General features: G+C 68.6%; 15 protein-coding genes and 1 pseudogene. 9 read left to right on the forward strand and 7 right to left on the reverse strand.

Annotated features, from left to right (window positions below):
• Window positions 1–424: 424 nt before the first annotated feature.
• Entirely contained in the window at window positions 425–2,227 is a 1,803-nt protein-coding gene (locus FDZ84_RS00505; protein ID WP_168584220.1) for a glycoside hydrolase family 15 protein, read from the forward strand.
• A gap of 369 nt (window positions 2,228–2,596) precedes the next feature.
• Here FDZ84_RS00505 and FDZ84_RS00510 read toward each other — a convergent pair whose 3' ends face one another.
• From FDZ84_RS00510 to FDZ84_RS00535, 6 genes are all read right to left on the reverse strand, one after another.
• Window positions 2,597–2,785, reverse strand: a complete 189-nt coding sequence (locus tag FDZ84_RS00510; protein ID WP_168584221.1) for a CsbD family protein — start codon at window positions 2,783–2,785, stop codon at window positions 2,597–2,599.
• 309 nt (window positions 2,786–3,094) lie between these two features.
• Window positions 3,095–4,516 (reverse strand): MFS transporter, encoded by a 1,422-nt coding sequence (locus FDZ84_RS00515; RefSeq protein WP_168584222.1) that lies wholly within the window; start codon window positions 4,514–4,516, stop codon window positions 3,095–3,097.
• A gap of 71 nt (window positions 4,517–4,587) precedes the next feature.
• Window positions 4,588–5,202: a hypothetical protein gene (locus FDZ84_RS00520; RefSeq protein WP_168584223.1), complete on the reverse strand. Its 615-nt coding sequence runs from the start codon at window positions 5,200–5,202 to the stop codon at window positions 4,588–4,590.
• A gap of 953 nt (window positions 5,203–6,155) precedes the next feature.
• Complete coding sequence (locus FDZ84_RS00525) at window positions 6,156–7,949, reverse strand: DUF4185 domain-containing protein (protein ID WP_168584224.1); 1,794 nt, start codon at window positions 7,947–7,949, stop codon at window positions 6,156–6,158.
• 32 nt (window positions 7,950–7,981) lie between these two features.
• Window positions 7,982–9,067 carry a glycoside hydrolase family 172 protein gene (locus FDZ84_RS00530; RefSeq protein ID WP_168584225.1) on the reverse strand — a complete coding sequence of 362 codons (1,086 nt, stop codon included), beginning with the start codon at window positions 9,065–9,067 and terminating at the stop codon, window positions 7,982–7,984.
• A gap of 16 nt (window positions 9,068–9,083) precedes the next feature.
• Window positions 9,084–10,481, reverse strand: coding sequence for a sugar porter family MFS transporter (locus FDZ84_RS00535; RefSeq protein ID WP_168584226.1), 1,398 nt, complete (start codon window positions 10,479–10,481; stop codon window positions 9,084–9,086).
• Between the two features lie 12 nt (window positions 10,482–10,493).
• Here FDZ84_RS00535 and FDZ84_RS00540 point away from each other — a divergent pair, with 12 nt between their 5' ends.
• The 3 genes from FDZ84_RS00540 (at window position 10,494) to FDZ84_RS00550 (ending at window position 13,261) form a co-directional block, all read left to right on the forward strand.
• The gene (locus tag FDZ84_RS00540; protein WP_246868712.1) at window positions 10,494–11,324 is read left to right on the forward strand and encodes a YncE family protein; all 831 of its coding nucleotides are present in this window, start codon (window positions 10,494–10,496) and stop codon (window positions 11,322–11,324) included.
• A gap of 104 nt (window positions 11,325–11,428) precedes the next feature.
• Complete coding sequence (locus tag FDZ84_RS00545) at window positions 11,429–11,887, forward strand: RICIN domain-containing protein (RefSeq protein ID WP_246869283.1); 459 nt, start codon at window positions 11,429–11,431, stop codon at window positions 11,885–11,887.
• Between the two features lie 648 nt (window positions 11,888–12,535).
• Complete coding sequence (locus FDZ84_RS00550; protein WP_168584228.1) at window positions 12,536–13,261, forward strand: class I SAM-dependent methyltransferase; 726 nt, start codon at window positions 12,536–12,538, stop codon at window positions 13,259–13,261.
• Between the two features lie 348 nt (window positions 13,262–13,609).
• On the opposite strand, the gene FDZ84_RS00555 is transcribed toward FDZ84_RS00550, so the two are convergent.
• Window positions 13,610–14,032, reverse strand: coding sequence for an SPW repeat protein (locus FDZ84_RS00555; protein ID WP_168584229.1), 423 nt, complete (start codon window positions 14,030–14,032; stop codon window positions 13,610–13,612).
• Between the two features lie 75 nt (window positions 14,033–14,107).
• Between FDZ84_RS00555 and FDZ84_RS00560 the strand changes: the two genes are divergently transcribed.
• From FDZ84_RS00560 to FDZ84_RS00580, 5 genes and pseudogenes are all read left to right on the forward strand, one after another.
• Window positions 14,108–14,602: a MarR family winged helix-turn-helix transcriptional regulator gene (locus tag FDZ84_RS00560; protein WP_168584230.1), complete on the forward strand. Its 495-nt coding sequence runs from the start codon at window positions 14,108–14,110 to the stop codon at window positions 14,600–14,602.
• A gap of 41 nt (window positions 14,603–14,643) precedes the next feature.
• Window positions 14,644–15,084, forward strand: a pseudogene (locus tag FDZ84_RS00565) (MFS transporter); the annotation flags it as partial.
• Between the two features lie 176 nt (window positions 15,085–15,260).
• Window positions 15,261–15,431 (forward strand): hypothetical protein, encoded by a 171-nt coding sequence (locus FDZ84_RS38440; protein ID WP_168584231.1) that lies wholly within the window; start codon window positions 15,261–15,263, stop codon window positions 15,429–15,431.
• A gap of 500 nt (window positions 15,432–15,931) precedes the next feature.
• On the forward strand, window positions 15,932–16,393 hold the full coding sequence (locus FDZ84_RS00575) for an MSMEG_3727 family PQQ-associated protein (RefSeq protein WP_168584232.1): 462 nt from the start codon (window positions 15,932–15,934) through the stop codon (window positions 16,391–16,393).
• Window positions 16,394–16,406: 13 nt separating this feature from the next.
• Window positions 16,407–18,092, forward strand: a complete 1,686-nt coding sequence (locus tag FDZ84_RS00580; protein ID WP_168584233.1) for a PQQ-dependent dehydrogenase, methanol/ethanol family — start codon at window positions 16,407–16,409, stop codon at window positions 18,090–18,092.

The following is an 18,092-nucleotide window of genomic DNA, read 5'->3' on the forward strand; positions in this document are numbered from 1 at the left end:
AATGCCGTCCGCGCCTTTGGAAGCGGCGTAGCCGCTTGCATTCACCTTGCCAAGACGACCATCGGCGGGTTCTGAGAGGTTTTCTGGCGAGGACGGCCCCTCCGCCGCGTATTGGACATACATCAGGAGGGGCACCCGCAGTCCAGGGAACCTCTCAGGTTCCGCTAAGCGACCACCCACCCAGACCATTCACCAACAGGCTCTGAGGCGCTGCCGCGGGCGGGGACGGCAAATACCATGGAAGCGATCCCGGTGAACACCCGCTGCACTGGTGTTCGTGGGGCGGGATCGTTGTGGCGCAAGGAGAAAATCCACATCGTCCGCGGGCCTCGACCCGGCTCCGGCCGGTCGCACCAGCGCGAACGCCCCCGGCCAGTCCGCGCGACCGAAACGACCCGGGCCGGACGACGACCGAGGCAGCGGCATGATTGGACCTGACGGCATCAGCGACCACATCCAACATCGCTTCCCACCGCACGCGCTGCGGGAGTACGCGCTGCTGGCCGACGGGCGTCGTGGCGCGATCTGCGGTCCGCACGGCGATCTGGTTTGGCTGTGCGCTCCGACCTGGCACGACGATGCCGTGTTCGCCGCCCTGCTCGGCGGCCCCGGGGTCTACGCGGTCACGCCCGTCGAGCCGTCCACCTGGGGCGGGTACTACGAACCTCGGTCGCTGATCTGGCGCAACCGGTGGGTGACCACGTCCACGATCGTCGAGTGCCGGGACGCCCTCGCGTATCCGGGGGACCCGAACCGCCTGCTGCTGCTCCGTCGCGTCGAAGCCGTCGAGCGCGAAGTCGTGCTGCGGGTCGAACTGGACGTGCGAGCTGGATTCGGGACGCATCCGATGGCCGAGCCGCACCTGGACGAGCACGGCCGGTGGGTCGCGCACAGCGGCGATCTGCGGCTGCGCTGGAGCGGCGGTGCCGACGCCGCAGTCGGCAGCGATGGCGCACTGCGCATGGAGATCACCGTTCCCGCCGGTGGCCGTCACGACCTGGTCCTGGAGATCACGCGCGCCTCGTTGGGCGCGCCCATCGATCCCGATCTCGCTTGGCATCGCACGGAACACGCCTGGCACAGCGACATCCCCGATCTCGGCGAGAGCATCGCGCCGCGCGACACCCAGCACGCGTACGCCGTCCTGCGCGGGATGACGTCTCCGCGCGGTGGCATGGCCGCGGCCGCGACCACGTCCCTGCCCGAACGGGCCGAGCAAGGGCGCAACTACGACTACCGCTACGCCTGGGTCCGCGACCAGTGCTACGCCGCCGTCGCCGTCACCGCTGCCGGTCCCTTCCCGCTCCTGGACGACGCCGTGTCCTTCCTGACCGCCCGCCTGCTCGACGACGGCGAAGACCTGAACCCCGCCTACACCATCGACGGCGGCGGGGTGCCCGACGAAAGGCGGCTGGACCTGCCCGGCTACCCCGGCGGCCACGAGGTCGTCCTGGGAAACCGGGTCACCAGGCAATCTCAACTCGACGCGTTCGGCGAACTCCTCCAGCTGCTGGCCGCGGCGGCGCGCCACGGGCACCTCGACACCGACGGCGCGCGCGCCATCCGCGTCGCGGCGGAGGCCATCGACCGGCGCTGGCAGCGGCCCGACGCCGGCCTGTGGGAACTGGACGACGAGTGGTGGACGCACTCCCGGCTCGCGTGCGTCGCAGGACTGCGCGCCGCGGCTCCCGCCGCTCCAACCCGCGAGGACTCCGACCGCATGACCTCGCTAGCCGAAGTCATCCTGGCCGAAACAACGCGCCGATGCCTGCACCCGAACGGCTACTGGCAACAGAGTTCCCAGCACACCGGCCCTGACGCGGCGCTGCTACTGCCGCCGGTGCGAGGCGCTCTGCCAGGAGACGACCCGCGCACCCGGGCCACGCTCACGAAAGTGCGCCGCACCCTGGCCGAAGATGGCTACCTCTACCGGTTCCCGCAGCGCACCCAGCGTCCTGGGGAGGCCGAAGGCGCCTTCCTGCTGTGCGGATTCGTCATGGCTCTCGCCGAGCACCAACAGGGCAATGAAGCACACGCCCTGCGTTGGTTCGAGCGAAACCGCGCCGCCTGCGGCCCGCCCGGACTCCTCTCCGAGGAATACGACGTGCAGCAGCGTCAGCTGCGCGGCAACCTGCCCCAAGCCTTCGTCCACGCGCTCCTGCTCGAATCCGCCATCCGGCTCTCGACGCCCGCTACCCCGGCCAGGGGACCAGGCAGATCGCGTTGACCGAGCCGATCCAGACCAGCGATGGAGTTTTTCGCGCTCGTGCGTGGGTAAACCCTCGTGTTGAGGCAGTTGGTCCCAGCAACGGGGAGGTCTTCGACCTGATGTGGAACACGCGACTTCGGAGCATGGCGGCGCAACTGCGCGAGCGATTCGCGCGTTCGCGCACCAAACCGGGCACCAGAGGTCGAGCGCTGACGCCAGGACGCGAACCCGACCCGCTTCTGCACACGGGCCCCAGGGTCCCGCCGGACACACCACGCCGCAGACGACACCGGAAATGAACCCGGACACGAGCAGAGGCCGCGAACTCCGAGTTCGCGGCCTCCGCTCGATTCACCGTGCGCAGGCGGGGTCACCATGCACACTGGATCATTTCTTGTCCTCGTCACCGGTCAAGGCGTCCTTGGCCTTCTCACCGGCCTGCTTGAGGCCCCCCTTCACCTCCTTGCCCTTGCCCTCCGCTTCCAGCTGCTCGTTATCGGTGGCCTCGCCGACCTTCTTCTCCACCTTGCCCTTCAGCTCTTCTGCCTTGTTCTTCGCCTTGTCCTCGCCAGCCATCGCGGCACTCCTTCCGTTCACTGCGTTGGTGCTTCTCCCTGTCGGGTACCCGACGAGCTACTCGGCTGGGGTTGCGTCTCGCCACCCACCGGCTTGCTGCCCGAACAGCGTGGGGGCCAGCGAAATCCACAGTGGACGCTGCGCCATGCAGTTGACCCGATTGATGCCCAGAGACGACGTGTTCCACGCCATCTCCCCGCAACCGGGAACGTACGCGCGCTCCCGCACCTTCTGCGCCCATCACAGACACCTCGACGATCACATCGGCGGCAACGCCGCTACGCACGGCCTACCCGATGCGCCGAGGCGCTAATCCTGATCTTCACCGCGCTCATCTCGGACGCGCCGCCGCGCCTCCGCGCGGTTTGCCGCGGTGGGCCGTGCTCCGGGGAGGGAACGACCGGCAGGTTCACGCGTGAAGTACACCGCTACCAGCCCAACCGCACCGGCTGCGACGAGCAGGACCGCCGGGATCGACTTCACCCCGGTCACCGCGACGAGCGCTTCGGCGATCAGCGGCGTGGTGCCACCGAACAGCGCGACCGAGATGTTGAACCCGACCGACACCGCGCCGTAGCGGATCTCGGTAGGGAACAGCGCCGGCAGCGTCGAGGGCATCGTGCTGCTGAAGCAGATCAACGTCAGACCGATGACCAGCAGACCACCCAGCACCGCCCCCACGCTGCCCTGGGCGATCAGCAGGAACGCCGGGAACGACAGCACGATCAGCGCGACGCTGCCGAACCCCGCGATGGGCAGCCTGCCGATCCGGTCGGAGAACCGGCCCAGCACCACGATCAGGCCCATCACCAGCACCATCGTCACAAGAACGAGGATCAGCGAGCTGGTGTGCTGGAAGCCGAGCACGGCCGAGAGGTACGTCGGCATGTAGGAGGTGAGCAGGTAGTTCGTCACGTTGAACACCAGCACCAGGCCGACGCACTTCAGCATCGGGCGCCAGTGGCGGCCGAAGATCGTGCGCAGGCTGCGCCAGGTCGCCGCCGCCTGCGGCTGCTCGTCTTCGGAGTTCTTGCGGTAGGCGGGGGTTTCCTCCAACCGGAACCGGAGGTAGAGCCCGATGATCCCGAGCGGACCGGCCACCAGGAACGGGATCCGCCAACCCCAGGTCGTCAGGTCCTGCGGGGCCATCGTCACGGTCAGCACTGTGACAAGCGCGGCACCGAGCGAGTATCCGGTCAGCGTGCCGAATTCCAGCCAGCTGGCCATGAATCCGCGCCGCCGGTCCGGCGAGTACTCCGAGACGAACGTGGCCGCGCCGCCGTACTCGCCGCCGGTGGAGAACCCCTGGACGAGCCGGGCCACCAGCAGCAGCACCGGCGCCCAGATGCCGATCGTGGCGTAGCTGGGGATCAGCCCGATCGCCAGCGTTCCCAACGCCATCGTGACCATGGTGGTGGCCAGCACCTTCCGGCGGCCGATGCGGTCGCCCAGAGGACCGAAGAAGAACCCGCCCAGCGGCCGGACCAGGAACGCCACCGCGAACGTGGCGAAGGTGGACAGCAATTGCGCTGTCGCGTTGGTGGGCGGGAAGAAGACCTGGCTGATGATGACGGCGATGTAGCTGTACACGCCGAAGTCGAACCATTCCATCGTGTTGCCGATGGCGGCCGCGGCGACGGCCCGCTTGGTCTGCCGTTCGTCCACAATGGTCGCTTCCGGCTCGTCACGACCGCTGCCGCGCCGATCGCGCTGTCCGTCGGCTGCCCCCATGACGACCAACCCTCCGCCCGCTCGCGCTCACTGCTGCACCGGGAAGCGCAGGATCGCCCCCGCCCCATCGGTCAGCCCGGTCCCCGCGGACACGAGTTCGCAGCGACCCCGTTCATGTGGGCCACGACATCCTTTGCGTTGCGCCGCAACGTTTTCTCGGCGCGGCGGTGGATGCGCTTGTGGGACAACGCCCCGTGACGCGGCTTGTGCACGCCGCCGTGGCCGCTGCCTTCCACGACATCGGTGTCGACCTCGCGCGGCCCGTGGTGCTCGGTCACCACGTCCTGGCGCACCTGCGCGCCTTCCTGATCCGCGATCACCACGAGCTCGGAAACCGAGCGCGCGGCCTCCCGCACGTAGCTGCCGAGTTGCGGCAGCGGATCCCAGAACGCGTCGTCGCCAGTGCCGGGCTCTACGTCCCACTCCTCGTCGAGCAGCACGGCGGACCCGGCTGCCACGAGCACTCGGCCGCAGGCCTGCTCGTGCCCCGTCGCCTCGCCCAGCTCCGACTCGATGGCGTCCAGCGTTTCCGCTGGTGCGCCTGCCACGTGGAGCCGATCGCGGAGCGCCCGCCACCGCAACTCGACCTGCTTGCTCGCGTCCTCGCCCGGGACGCGGGCCTCCAGGTAGACCGTCGCGAACGGCCCCTCCTGCTCGTACACGTGGCGCAAGGTCACCAGTTCCATCGTTGCGCTCCTCATCTCCGGGTGAACGTCGTGGGCGGCTTCCACAAGTCCGCACACTTTCGATCAACGCCCGGGGGCTACCCGAGCGAACGCTCGGGCAACCCATCCCGCCCGCGGTCGGTCAGAACCAGTGCTTCCGGCCACCGATAGCACGTCCGCTCGCACCTGCAACGGCGAACACGACGCCTACCACGGTCAACACGGCTCCCAGCGTCCACAGGATCGAAATGTTGAGGAAGAAACCGAGGAGCAATAGGATTACCCCTAGCACAATCACGAAGAACACCCCCGCTCAACGGGAAACTCCCGGCTCCACGGCATCGGGAGCGCCGGGTGGCCCGGCAGCTGGCCCGATCCGGCCGGGAGTCGTCTCCTTCCAGCTACCCCGCTTCGCTTTCCCCCACACATCGTGTTGCTATGTGCGGCGCTGGCCACGGCGGGACTCCAATAATCCATTGTGGACTCCGAAGTTCGATGCGCGACCCGACGGACACCCATCGTGAGTGACAACTCCGGTAAGAACCGGCATCACCACTCACGACCCGACGGACACCCGTCGTGAGTGACAACTCCGGTAAGAACCGGCATCACCACTCACGACCGGATGGCCCCCCTCGTGAGTGACAACTCCGGTCCAAACACCCGAGTGGTCCCGAGGTCCAGCGCCCGCCACCGACGACGCCCACGACGGCACGCCATAAACCGGCCTTCGGCACGCCGTTCTCCACTCCTCGGTTCCTGACTCTGGACACGCCAGAAACTAGACGAAGCAACGGCGTGCCCCCGTCTCCGGACCCAAAAACCAACTCAAACCACCCACGGATCAGTCACAAGAACCCAATTTCCATTGAAATCGGATGGGCGGGTCCGATTTCAATGGAAATTGCGGACCGTCGACCACCGGACCCTACGGCCGGGTCCCCAACCACCAGACCCAACGGCCAGGTCTCCGGTCACCGGGGCGGTCTGCCGTCGAAGTACACCTCCAGCTCGCCGATCGAGGTGAACGTGGCCGAACCACCGGGGACTCCGACGATCCGGACGCCGTCGCCGACGATCGGGTCGAACGTCAGCGCGTAGGTCTTGTTCGGTCCCGCCGTGTTGTCGTACGGGTACGCCGGGGTGGTCGTCAGGCCGGTGACGTTCACCCAGTCGGCTCCCTGACGCACCTGCACCGTCAGGTCGCGGGCGAACCAGCCGCCGTCGGAGAACATGCTGCCCGTCGTGTAGACGACGCGGTCGACCCAGTACTCGTCCTTCCAGGTGTAGCCCCAGAAATCGGCCTGCTTCCGGGAGCCGCCGAAGCTGTCCTCGCTCTCCTCCCGGATGCCGTTGTTGAAGTAGTCGCCGCGGCCGTAGTGGGCCGTCCTCTCGATGGGGAAAGGTCCCCTCTCCGGCCGGGCCAGGTTGGCCATCGGGTTCGGCGGGTTGTTGGCGGGATCGCCCAGCTGGCGGGCGGACAGATGGAGCTGCCGCAATGAGAAGCGGTAGTTGGGCAGCCCGCACGCCACGTTCAGGAACCAGTTGGACTGCAACCACATCCGCGTTCCGTCGGGCGAGACGAACTTCGCCGGGATCGTCGGGGCGTAGCCGCCGTTCTTCGGGCCGGCGCACGCCGGCTCGCCCTCGCCGGCCTCCGGCGTCGGGATGTCGTGGCCGCCCGGCACGGGGATGATCCGGACGCGGCCAGGGTGGCCGAACCAGGGCTGGGCGCCGAAGTCCTTGGACATGAACAGCTGCCAAGGCCCCCAGGGTGTCGGCGCCTCGTAGAACTCGAAGGTGTACTCGCTCCACGAGGTGTAGAGGAACCGGCGCATCGGGGCGTTGTAGAGGACACCTCCCTGGGAGATCACGCTGAGGTCGTGACGGCCTTCGCCGAGCAGGTCGGTGTAGAGCCGGCGTTCGTCGGTGAGCACCGGTGCCTTCGCCCCGATGTCGGCACTCCACTGCGGACGACCGTCCTGCCCGGTGCCGGTGTAGAACCGCCACGCGGCCCGCTGCTGGATCGCGTTCCGGGGAACCCGGGCCAGGTAGAGGCTCGTCGGGGACGGCACCGTGTTGGTGTAGGAGTCGCGCCAATTGTGGTCCAGGCCGTAGGCGTACACGTACCCGGCGGCCTCCGGGCCAAGCGTTAGGGCGTGTTCCTGGCTGCGTCCGAAGTCGAGAAACATGATCGTGGTGAAGATGTGGTCGGTGAACATCGGCCCGGACGGCTGCTGCCAGGTGCGCCCGTAGTCCTCCGACTTGACGATGCTCGCGTTCGGCGCGTCGTCGAACGCCGTCTCGGCGGGCGCGTAGCGCAGGTCCTGCACGGCCAGGTACAGCTCGTCGCGGCCGTCTCCGTTGCCGTCGACCGCGACGATCCCGGTGGGTTTCGCGTTGTACAGCTTGGAATCGGCGTGCACCTTGGCGACGGCGTCACCGGCGGCCAGGCGCTCGCCGCGCAGGCCGGTCTCCGGCATCCCGGCGATCCGGTTCACCACGATCGCGGCCATCGGCTCGTTGCCGAAACCCTGCCCGTCCCCGTTGGCCGTGTAGACGTAGTCGTCGTCCGCCCAGCAGGTCGGCCACAGGTCCCCGGTGCTGTTGCTGGTGACGCTGGCCGCGTACTCGGTGAACGCGGTCGCGAAGAAAGTGCTGGCCGGGTCGACGACGGTCGGTCCGGCGGTGGCGTCGACGGCGGCGTCGACGGCGCGCGGCGCGCCCCCGAGCAGCACCGCTGCCGCCCCCGCGAGTGAGAACTTCACGAACTGGCGCCGGTTCACACCATCCCGGGCTGTCATTGCGCCCGCGGGATGCGCTGCTCGACGGGTGCGAGGGAGAACGGGGCGTGCGGCTCCTCCTGGTACCAGTACGCCACCGACGAGTAGTCGTCGGAACGCTTGTTCGCGTGGCCGTGCTCGATGCTGACCCGGATCGACCGCCGGAACGGGATCGGGTCCTCGATGTGGAAGCGGTAGAGGCTGATCTGCCCCGACCAGTTGTCGCCGCCGGGAAGCGTGATGCCGTGGTGCGGTGCGTGGTAGGTCTGCGACGGGCACCAGGCGGTGTTGAAGTAGTCCTCGGTCCCGGTGCCGTGCAGCGCGGGCGGCCAGCGCTCGCCGTCGATGAAGATCATGTCGTCGCCCTCGCCGTACCAGTTCCACTCGTTGGTTTCGCGCAGGTTGTGGATGTTGAGCACGCAGCCGACGTAGTGGCCGCGCCCGGCCGCTTCGAGGATCGTGTAGTTGTCCAGGCCGTCGAGGTTCGTGCCGGTGAGCAGGAACCGGTCGTTGGTCTCCGCGCCCTGGTCGACGCCCGGGCAGGGGTTGCTGCGCCGCCACTGCGCGTGGAACCGGCCGATGTCCGCGCCGAGCTCGTCGAAGAACTCGTAATCGACGTAGTAGTAGAAGAAAACCCGCTCGTGGAGGAGCTCGCTGGTGACCTCCAACCGCGCATCCGAGCCGAACGGCATCGGGAAGAAGCAGTTGAACGCCTTGCCGTCCTGCGGGCTCATCTGCAGCGGCGCGGAAACGAAGTTGGTCGTGCGGCCGTGCCCGACCCCGAAGAAGTCGCCCACCGGGACGGCGACGCTCGGGCTCCGCTCGCCGTCCCAGTAGGCGCGCAGCACCAGCTTGCGCAGGTAGTCTGGCTCGCGCATCCAGGGATCGCGCAGCATGCGTTCGTTCGCGACGGTCACCCAGATGTGATTGATGCTCCCGGCCCCGCGGATTTCGGCGAGGGTGGCGGTCTGGCCCGGTTCGATCGTGAGGCGGTCGTCGTTGCCCCCGCTGCGGTCCCAGCTGGACGCGCGCCCCCGGCGACTGCTCCGCAGGCGCGGCAGGTCACGCAGGCTGGATCCGTGCGGGCCGTAGTCGACGGTCATCGTACAACTCCTGAACTCATCGGTCCGGTCCTTCCGAGAAGCGGAACCGCTTGCTCCGGCGGAAGGCCTTCTCCAGCGATTCCAGGCTTCGCTGCTTGGTTTCCGGCACCATCCACCAGACGACCGGGAAGATGATCACCCCCGCTGCCGCGTAGGCGATGAACACGATCCCCGCGCCCACCAGCGAGGTGAAGGTGGGGAAGGTGAGCGCGACGAAGAAGTCCGTCAGCCAGTTGAACAACGTGGCGACTGCCATCGCCGCACCGCGGATCGCCAGCGGGAAGATCTCCGCCAGCACCACCCACAGCACCGGCCCCCAGGTGGCGGAGAAGGTGTTCGTGTACACCACGAACGCGGCGACCGCGATCCCGAACAGCGCCGGCGACTCGGGAGACAGGAGCGACGCCGCCGCCCCGACCGCGAACAGGCTCGCCGACATGCCCACCAGGCCGACGAGCAAGACGGGCTTGCGACCCCAGCGATCCACGATCTTGAGCCGCACCACCACCGCGATCGTCGCGATGTTCACCAGCCCGTTCAGGAACGTGAACAGCAGTGCCGTGACGTCGGAAACCCCGAAGGTCGTCAGCACGGTGGGCGCGTAGTAGACGATCGTGTTGATTCCGGTGATCTGCTGGAACACGGCGAGCAGCGCGCCCAGCACGAGCAGGCGGCGCACCCACGGCGCGGACATGCGGGCACCGAGCCTGGCGTCCCGCTGCTGGCGTTCGAGCTCGGTGATCTCGGCGAGTTCCCGGTCGGCGGCGTCCTGGTCGCCGCGCAGGCCGACGAGCAGCGTGCGTGCCCGCTCGGGGTGACCCCGGCGGACCAGCGACCGGGGCGTGTCCGGTGCGGCCAGCAACCCCAGGACCAGCACCGCTGCGGGGAACACGCCGATGAGGATCATCCAGCGCCACGAGGCGGAGAAGGCCAGCGCGTACCCGCAGGCGGCGGCCAGCGCCGTGCCCACGATGATCATGTACTGGTTCAGCGAGGTGATCCAGCCGCGGCCACCGGCGGGTGCCATCTCGGCCAGGTAGAGCGGCACCACCACCGACGCGATGCCGATCCCCAGCCCGATGATGAACCGGAACAGCACCAGCGTGGCGACTGTCGGTGCCACGCCCGCGCCGAGCGCCCCGATGGTGAACACCACCCCGGCCGCGAGCAGCAGGCGCTGCCGTCCCTGCCAGTCGGCGGCCGGCCCGCTGGCCAGCGCTCCCACCATCGCTCCGACGACCGTGGCACTGACCACGGCGCCCTTGAGCAGCGGCGTCAGCGGCAGCTCGTGCGGGATGAACAGGATGGCGGCCGAGATGATCCCGTTGTCGTAGCCGAACAGGATCGCGGCCAGCGACCCCAGGGCGTAGACACGCCGCGTGGCGAGCTCGGGCTTCGGCGACGGCGTTCCCATCGATCACCTCCGATGCGGAAACGGCTGCGCCGCATTCCGGGTTCGGCTGCTCTCCATCGCGGCGACGGGCACCGGGAGAGCGCAAACGGGTGGACGTCGATCGCGCCGCCCCCTCGGCGCGCCCATCACGTTCCTGGTACCCCGCAGCGCGGCCCGCAATACCTGCACCGCGCTCGTGCGGTTGGCATCCACCTACGGCGCAAGGGAAACTCTGAGCGTAACGCGCACACCTGGGCCCAGCTGGACGCCACGCGGGTGCCGGAGTGCGCCGGGATCGACCACGCCGACTTCTCCCCCGACGGCCGCACGGCGGTGTTCACCTGCGAATTCGCCGGCGCGGTGGTGGTGCTCGACGTGTCATCGCACAAGGTGTTGCGGGTTCTTCCGATGCCCCGCCGGCACACCCGCATGGGCCCGCAGGACATCAAGCTCGCACCGGACGGCTCGGTGTACTACATCGCCGACTCGGACGCGAACGGCTTGTGGGTACTCGACGTGGCGGCGACGAAGGTCCTGCGCTTCATCTCGACCGGCGTGGGCGCGCACGGGCTCTACCTCTCCCGGGATGCGCAGCAGCTCTACGTCAGCAACCGCCACGAGGGCAGCGTCAGCGTGCTCGACGCCCGCACCGGCGCGGCCATCACCAAGTGGCGAATCCCCGGCGGCGGAAGCCCGGACATGGGCAACACCACCGCCGACGGCTCCACCACCGCTCGGCCGCCCGCAGCGACGCGGACGACGAGACGGTTTTCGAAGAGTGCCGTCGAAATCTGCCGAAGGCTTTCGTTGCGGGTTGTACCCGGTTCGCGCTTCTTGGGCCAGTGCTCGCCCACAGTGGTGTGAATCGGGGATTTTCCGCTGGGATAGCAGTGAACTCGGTGACGCACGTGCTCGAACGACGCGTGCTACGTGAATCTAGATTCTACGAGGTGAGTTCATTGCGTAAAGTGAGCCACTGGACCCTGGCGGCATTGGGCGCGCTGTGCCTAAGCGGCTCGGTCGCGCTGCCGCTCGCGGCGGCGGCCCCCGCCCCCCGGGAAACCCCGCTGCACAACGTGGCCGATGACGGGTGCCTGTACAGCTCGGACGGCTACGGGGTCGCACTGGCCGAGTGCAACCCGAGCAGCGCGAGCCAGAACTGGTCCCGCGAGTACCTCGGCAACGCGGAGCTGCTCCGGGTCAACGGCACGAACAGCTGTCTGGGCCAGGTCGACGGCCCCAACGTGCGTCTTTCCGCGTGCGACTCCTACGACAGGACCCAGCAGTGGCGGATCGAGCCCGCCGACTCGGGCAGCCTGATCTGGCACCCGGCCACCAACAGCTGCCTCGGCAACCTCGGCCAGGAGCAGGTGCGGCTGTTCAGCTGCGACCCCTCGAACCCGGCGCAGCAGTGGGAGATGAGGTAACGAGCCACGCGGGGTCGGGTGTCCTAGCCGGCGATTTCGCGCGAAATCGCCGCTCACCCATCTCCGGGTGAGGTACCCGATCCGAGTGGTTTCCGAGCGGGCGGGGGCAGCCGGTCTCCGCCCCCTTCGGACGCCATCACTCGAACGCCTGGCAGAGCAGGTGCCGAACTGCCAGGACGTGAGGTAGTCGCGCTGGCCAGCGGTTAGCTAGTGGAGGGCATCGACAGCGTCGTGCACACAGCCGCGCTGCACGCGCCGCACGTCGAACATCTTCCCCGAGCAGGAATTTCGATCGGTCAACGTCGAGGCGACCGCGAACCCCGCGCGGCCCGGGCCGCGCCCCGGTTCTACCGCGGCGGCGAATCGACCGGGTCTACGACTCCGGCCGAGCAGCCGCTAGCCTCGGCTACACCCCGGAGCACGGCCCCGATTCGCTGGCCGAGCGGAAGTAGCTTTGAGCCGCGGAACTCGTTGCCTTAGAACGCATTGGAGCCGAAGTCGGCTGGTGGGACCGTGATCAACGGCTTGCGGCCGCGACGATCCGAGATCAACCGGCGGGCGGTATGGGACAACCGAAATCGCGACCACCCTGGGTGTGCGGGGCGCAGTACCGATGCCGCGTGTTCGCGCGACAGGAAGGATGATGCGATGGGCGCCGATGAGGCGGCGTGGGGACGTCCGGAACTCGCAACGAACGTCAACTTCCGCGAGCACCGCGAGCACCTCGTCCGGCACGGAACGGGCGAGGTGTTCCGCTACATCTACCGGCACAACTTGTGGGGCAGCCGGGAGTCGGTGTCCGGGCAGGGATCGGAGGACGCCGCCACGGCACGTCTCCGCGCTGAGATCCCGGCCCTGTTGCGCCGACGGGGCGTGCGGTCCATCGCCGACGTGCCCTGCGGGGACTTCGGTTGGCTCAGCAGGAGCGAACTGGGCGTGGACAGCTACTTCGGCGGCGACATCGTCCCCGAACTCATCGAGCACAACCGGAAGTCCTATGCGCGGCCATCGCGGCGGTTCGGGGTCCTGAACCTGACCCGTGACCCGTTGCCGACCGCGGATCTGGTGCTGTGCCGGGATTGCCTCGTGCACCTCGCCTTCGAGCAGATCTGGGCCGCGCTGCGCAACATCCGCGCCAGCGGAGCGACGTACTTGCTGATCACGACCTTCCCGGAGCTGCGGGTGAACGTGGACGTGGAAACCGGCGACTGGCGTCCGCTCAACTTCCAGCTGGCGCCGTTCGGGTTCCCCGCCCCGGCCGAGCTCATCACCGAAGGCTGCCGCGAAGGAGCCGGAAGGTACGCGGACAAGGCCCTTGGACTGTGGGAGGTCGCCGCCCTGAGCGACATCCTCGAACAACCTGCGACCAGCTGATCAACGGGCGTCGAGGGCGATGTCGCCCCCGGATCGGCCACTGGGGCGCGATCGCGTGGCGGTAGCCGGCGGCGAGGAAGGCGGAGGCCGGCCGGGGTGCACCGCTTCGTCCTGTACCGCCTCGCCGGCGAGTTGGGACCCGGGGCGCGGGCTCTCGCGACAGCACGCGCACCCCGTCACCCGGGGTGGGCGCAATTTCGCGCGAAATTGCGCCCACCCCGGGTGACGGAACCCGGGTCCGCGTCGTCGGGCGCGGTGTTCAGGACTGCGCGCGGGACGTGGCGATCACGGTGGTGACCACCGGCATTCGGATGCCGGCGGTCACCGGGAGCACCGCTTCGCCGGACTTCAGCGATGCTGCAGGACCAGGCCCGCGGCCGCGATCCCCAGCAGCACCACGATGGCGCCGCTGACCACGTTGCTGATCACGACCGGCATCGTCGCGACCGCACCGCTCATGACCCATTCCGCGATGATCGTCCACACCCCGAGGGCGGGGACCAGCCACGCGACGCCGTGCAGCCGGCCGAAGGCCGAGGCGTAGCCGACCGCCAGCCCGGCGACGGTGAGACCGATGATCAGGTTGTTGACCGCGAGCGGGCTCATGCCCGCGAAGCCGACGATCCACGGCGACAGGGCGACGTACAGCCCGGCCAAAACCATCAAGCCGTACGCGGCCTGCGCGATGGGGGTCTCGGCGATGTGCTCGTAGCGGGACCGGAGCTCCGTCAGATCGGGGTGTCCCGCGATGGGAATCTGCTGGCTCGTCATGATGCACCTCCCAAATACCTTTCGGTGCTAAACCCAGCTTGACATGCAGATTTGCGGCATGCAAGTCTTGTTCTCATGAAGTCTTCGCCCTCCCGGGATGCCGCGCCCAGGAAGCGCCACGCGGACGCCATCGACGCGTTCGAAGCGGCGACGCGCATGTTGGTGGGGCTCGCGACCAGGAGCCTGGCGGGCGAAACCGTGACCCTTCCGCAGTTCCGGCTCCTCGCGGCGCTCGCGGACAGAGGACCGCTTCCGTCTTCGCGGGCCGCGGCCGCCCTGGGATTGAACGCCTCATCGGTGACGCGTCTCGGCGACCGCTTGGAGCTCGTCGGTCTGCTCTCCCGGACTCGCGAGCCGGGCAACCGCAGCGTGGTCACGCTCGGCCTCACCGCGGCGGGCGGCGAGCTGGTACACCGCGTGCTGACGTCCCGGCGCGAAACCCTCTCCCGCCTGCTGGGGCAGCTCGATCCACGAGATGTCGACGGGGCCGCCAAGGCCTTGTGGCGTCTGACGAAACTCGCGGCCGCGGACGAAGCACTTGGCGACCTGGTGCCCTATCCGCACGGCTGATCCCCGCCGCCCACTTGTTGCACGACGCAACCAACAGTAAGGTCACCGCGGTGCTGGTGGTCACCTTCGGGCGGCTGGGCGACATGATCGGCCGAGTCCGCATGTACAACGCCGGTTTCGCCGTGTTCACGGTGTTCTCCGTGCTGCTGTCGGTGACGTGGATGCAAGGCACGGCCGGCGCGCTGTGGCTGATCGGAATGCGCGTGCTGCAAGGGGTCGGCGGCGCGATGCTGATGGCGAACTCCAGCGCTATCCTCACCGACGTCTTCCCCGTCCAGCAACGCGGATTGGCGTTGGGCCTGAACCAGGTGGCGGGCCTCGCGGGGTCGTTCATCGGCCTGATCCTCGGCGGGCTGCTGGCACCGGTGCAGTGGCACCTGGTCTTCCTGGCGTCGGTCCCGGTCGGATTGTTCGGCACCTGCTGGGCGTACTGGAAGCTGCGCGACACCGGCACCACCGAGCATTCGCGGCCGGACTGGTGGCCGCGCTGCTCGGGTACAACCCGATCCAGTCCCTGCTCGGCCCGAGCGCGCTCCAGCAGCTGCCCGCCGACCACGCCGCGTACCTCACCGGCCGGAGCTTCTTCCCCGCGCTGATCTCCCCGCCGTTCTCCCAGGGGCTGGCCATCGCCTTCGGTTTCGCGGTGGCCTCCTGCCTGGTGGCCGCCATCGCATCCTGGCTGCGCGGCGGCAAGTACGTCTACGCCGAACCACCGGAACCCGTCCCGCCCCGGACCGTCCCCCCAGCACGCCAGGAGGAAGCCGCGGTGCCGGGCCCCGCGCCGATCGGGCTCCAGCAACCGGATCCGCCCCGAGCCGCGAGCGAATGATGTTGCGGGAGCGGGCAATCCGGCCCGTGCGCCAGCGTGCACACCGGCTTCGGCGACTTACGCAAGCGCGGCAGCGGAGTTACCCTTCACCTGCGGTAGGACACACGCGGCGGGAGGTGTCGGGTGGTCCAGACGGGGTTGGCCGTGCGGGTTGCGCCGGGCGCAACCGGTGTCGGCGGCCTCCCTGCGATACCCGGCCCGCTCGCTCCGCGGTTGCCGTTGGGGAGTTCTCGGCTGATCCGACCGCGAGCAGTCAGCCGGCGGCTGGCCGGAAACCGATTCTGCGCTGAAGCTCGTCGGCGCGCTCAACGCCGGAAGCCGGATCGGGGACGGCGCGGCGACCGGGAGCGGGATGATTCTCGTTCCTCACAAACCGTTTCCGGGCGGTAGTCCCGATCGACCGCCACCCGGAACCAATCGCTTGGGAATCAAGCACGAACCCGTCGTCCACCGGCGGGCGCACCGCACGGTGGAGCATTCGGGATTAGGAGATGAGGCCGATGGCAACCGCGGAAGATCTGTCGGCGCTCGTGAGCAAGCTCGGATTGGACAAGCAGAACAAGGCGACGCTCGGCCGGTTGATAGCCCACGGCAACCTCGGTTACGCCGAGGAGGGCGCGGACGGCCGGATGCACGCCCAGATCCGGATTCCGCCGGACGAGCTGGTCTGGGATCCCGCGATCCTCGTCCTGCCGCACGGGGGCGACCTGGAACTCGAGATCTTCAACGACGACCAGAACACGCACTGCGCGCTCTTTCCGAGCAACGGTGACAGCCAGTTCATCTGGCTGCCGATCCACTCCCGGGGAACCGCCGCACTGAACCTCGACGGCCCGGGCTACTACTGGTACAGCTCGCCCATCGGCAACGACGAGGGCCGCGGCCTGATCGGGGCGATCGTCGTGCTCGGCGACGCCCCGCAGCAGGCCCGCCTCGACCGCCCGGACCAGCCACGACCATAGGAAGGAGCGGGTGATGACGGAATACGTGGATGCAGGGCGGGCCGTCGGCCAGGCATCGCTGAGCGGCCTGGCTGGCATTGCGCCGCCGGTGGTCCAGGACGTCACGTACGAACGCATTCTGCAGGCCCGCTCGGAACCGCAGAACTGGCTCACCTACTACGGCGCCTACGACGGGCAGCGGTACAGCCCGCTGGACCAGATCAACACTGAGAACGTCAAGCACCTCGCTCCCGCATGGGTGTTCCAGTCCGGGTCGGCCGGTCTCCACGCGGGCCCATCGACCTACTCGTTCGAGGCCGCCCCGATCGTCGTGGACGGCATCATGTTCGTCTCCGGGTGGGACGGCTTCGTGTGGGCCATCGACGGCCGGACCGGGCAGGTGATGTGGCGGTACAAGCACGCCATCCCCTACGACACGTCGCTGTGCTGCGGCAACGTGAACCGCGGGGTCGCGGTGGCGAAGGGGAAGGTCTTCGTCGTCACGCTCAACGCCCACGTGATCGCGCTCGACGCCACCAACGGCGAGCTCGTCTGGGACGTGACGTACGGCGACGTGCGGGCGGGCGAGAGCGCCACGGTCGCGCCGCTGGTCGTCAAGGACATGGTCGTCGTCGGGAGCTCCGGCGGGGAATTCGGCGTGCGCGGCCACCTCGACGCCTTCGAGCTGGACACCGGGCGGCACATCTGGCGGTGCTACACCGTGCCGAAGCCCGGCGAGCGAGGCTCCGAAACCTGGCCGGATGGTCCGGCCTGGACACGGGGCGGCGGCAACTGCTGGGTCACGGGCACCTTCGACCCGGAGCTGAACCTCATGTACTGGGGAACCGGCAACCCGGCACCCGACTTCGACGGGGGCCTCCGCGAGGGCGACAACCTGTACACCGACAGCGTCATCGCCGTGGACCCGGACAACGGCGAGATCCGCTGGCACTACCAGTACAACCCGCACGACCTGTGGGACTACGACAGCACGATGGAGCACATCCTCTTCGAGCTGGACGGACGCAAGCTGCTGGCGCACTTCGACAAGAACGGGTACTTCTTCGTCCTCGACCGCACGAACGGCGAACTGGTCCGGGTGTCGCCCTTCGTCGACCGCATCACGTGGGGCGAGATCGACCCGAACGGCAAGGTGACGCCCAAGATCTATCCCGAGAAGGAAGGGGAAGAGGTCCATTTCTGGCCGGGGCCCGCCGGCGGGAAGGAATGGACACACGCGGCGTACAGCCCGCGGACGCAGCTGTGCTACGTCCCGGTCCAGGACGTCGGCGCGTCGGTCACGCGTCGCCGCCGGGAGTTCAAGGAGAGCATCCCCTACTGGGGTGCGAGCGTCACCGTGGACTCCGACGACATGGCGGGGTCGGTGTCGGCCTTCGATCCGTCCAACGGCAACGAGGTGTGGCGCTGGCGCAACGACGTGCCGATGTGCGGTTCGGTGCTGGCCACCGGCGGGGACCTGGTGTTCGCGGGTGAACCTACCGGGGAGTTCAACGCGTTCGACGCGCGCACCGGCGAGCTGCTGTGGCAGTTCCAGACGGGCTGCGGCCACCACAGCAGCCCCACGGCCTACAGCATCGACGGCAGGCAGTACCTGGCCGTGCCCGTCGGGTGGGGTGCATGGGTCGAAGGATTCCTTCCCGGGATGCTCGGGGCTCCCCACGGGGACGCCCTCTTCGCCTTCGCGCTTCCGCAGGAATAG

The organism is Saccharopolyspora sp. ASAGF58 (assembly GCF_012277335.1).
Taxonomy (GTDB): Bacteria; Actinomycetota; Actinomycetes; order Mycobacteriales; family Pseudonocardiaceae; genus Saccharopolyspora; species Saccharopolyspora hattusasensis.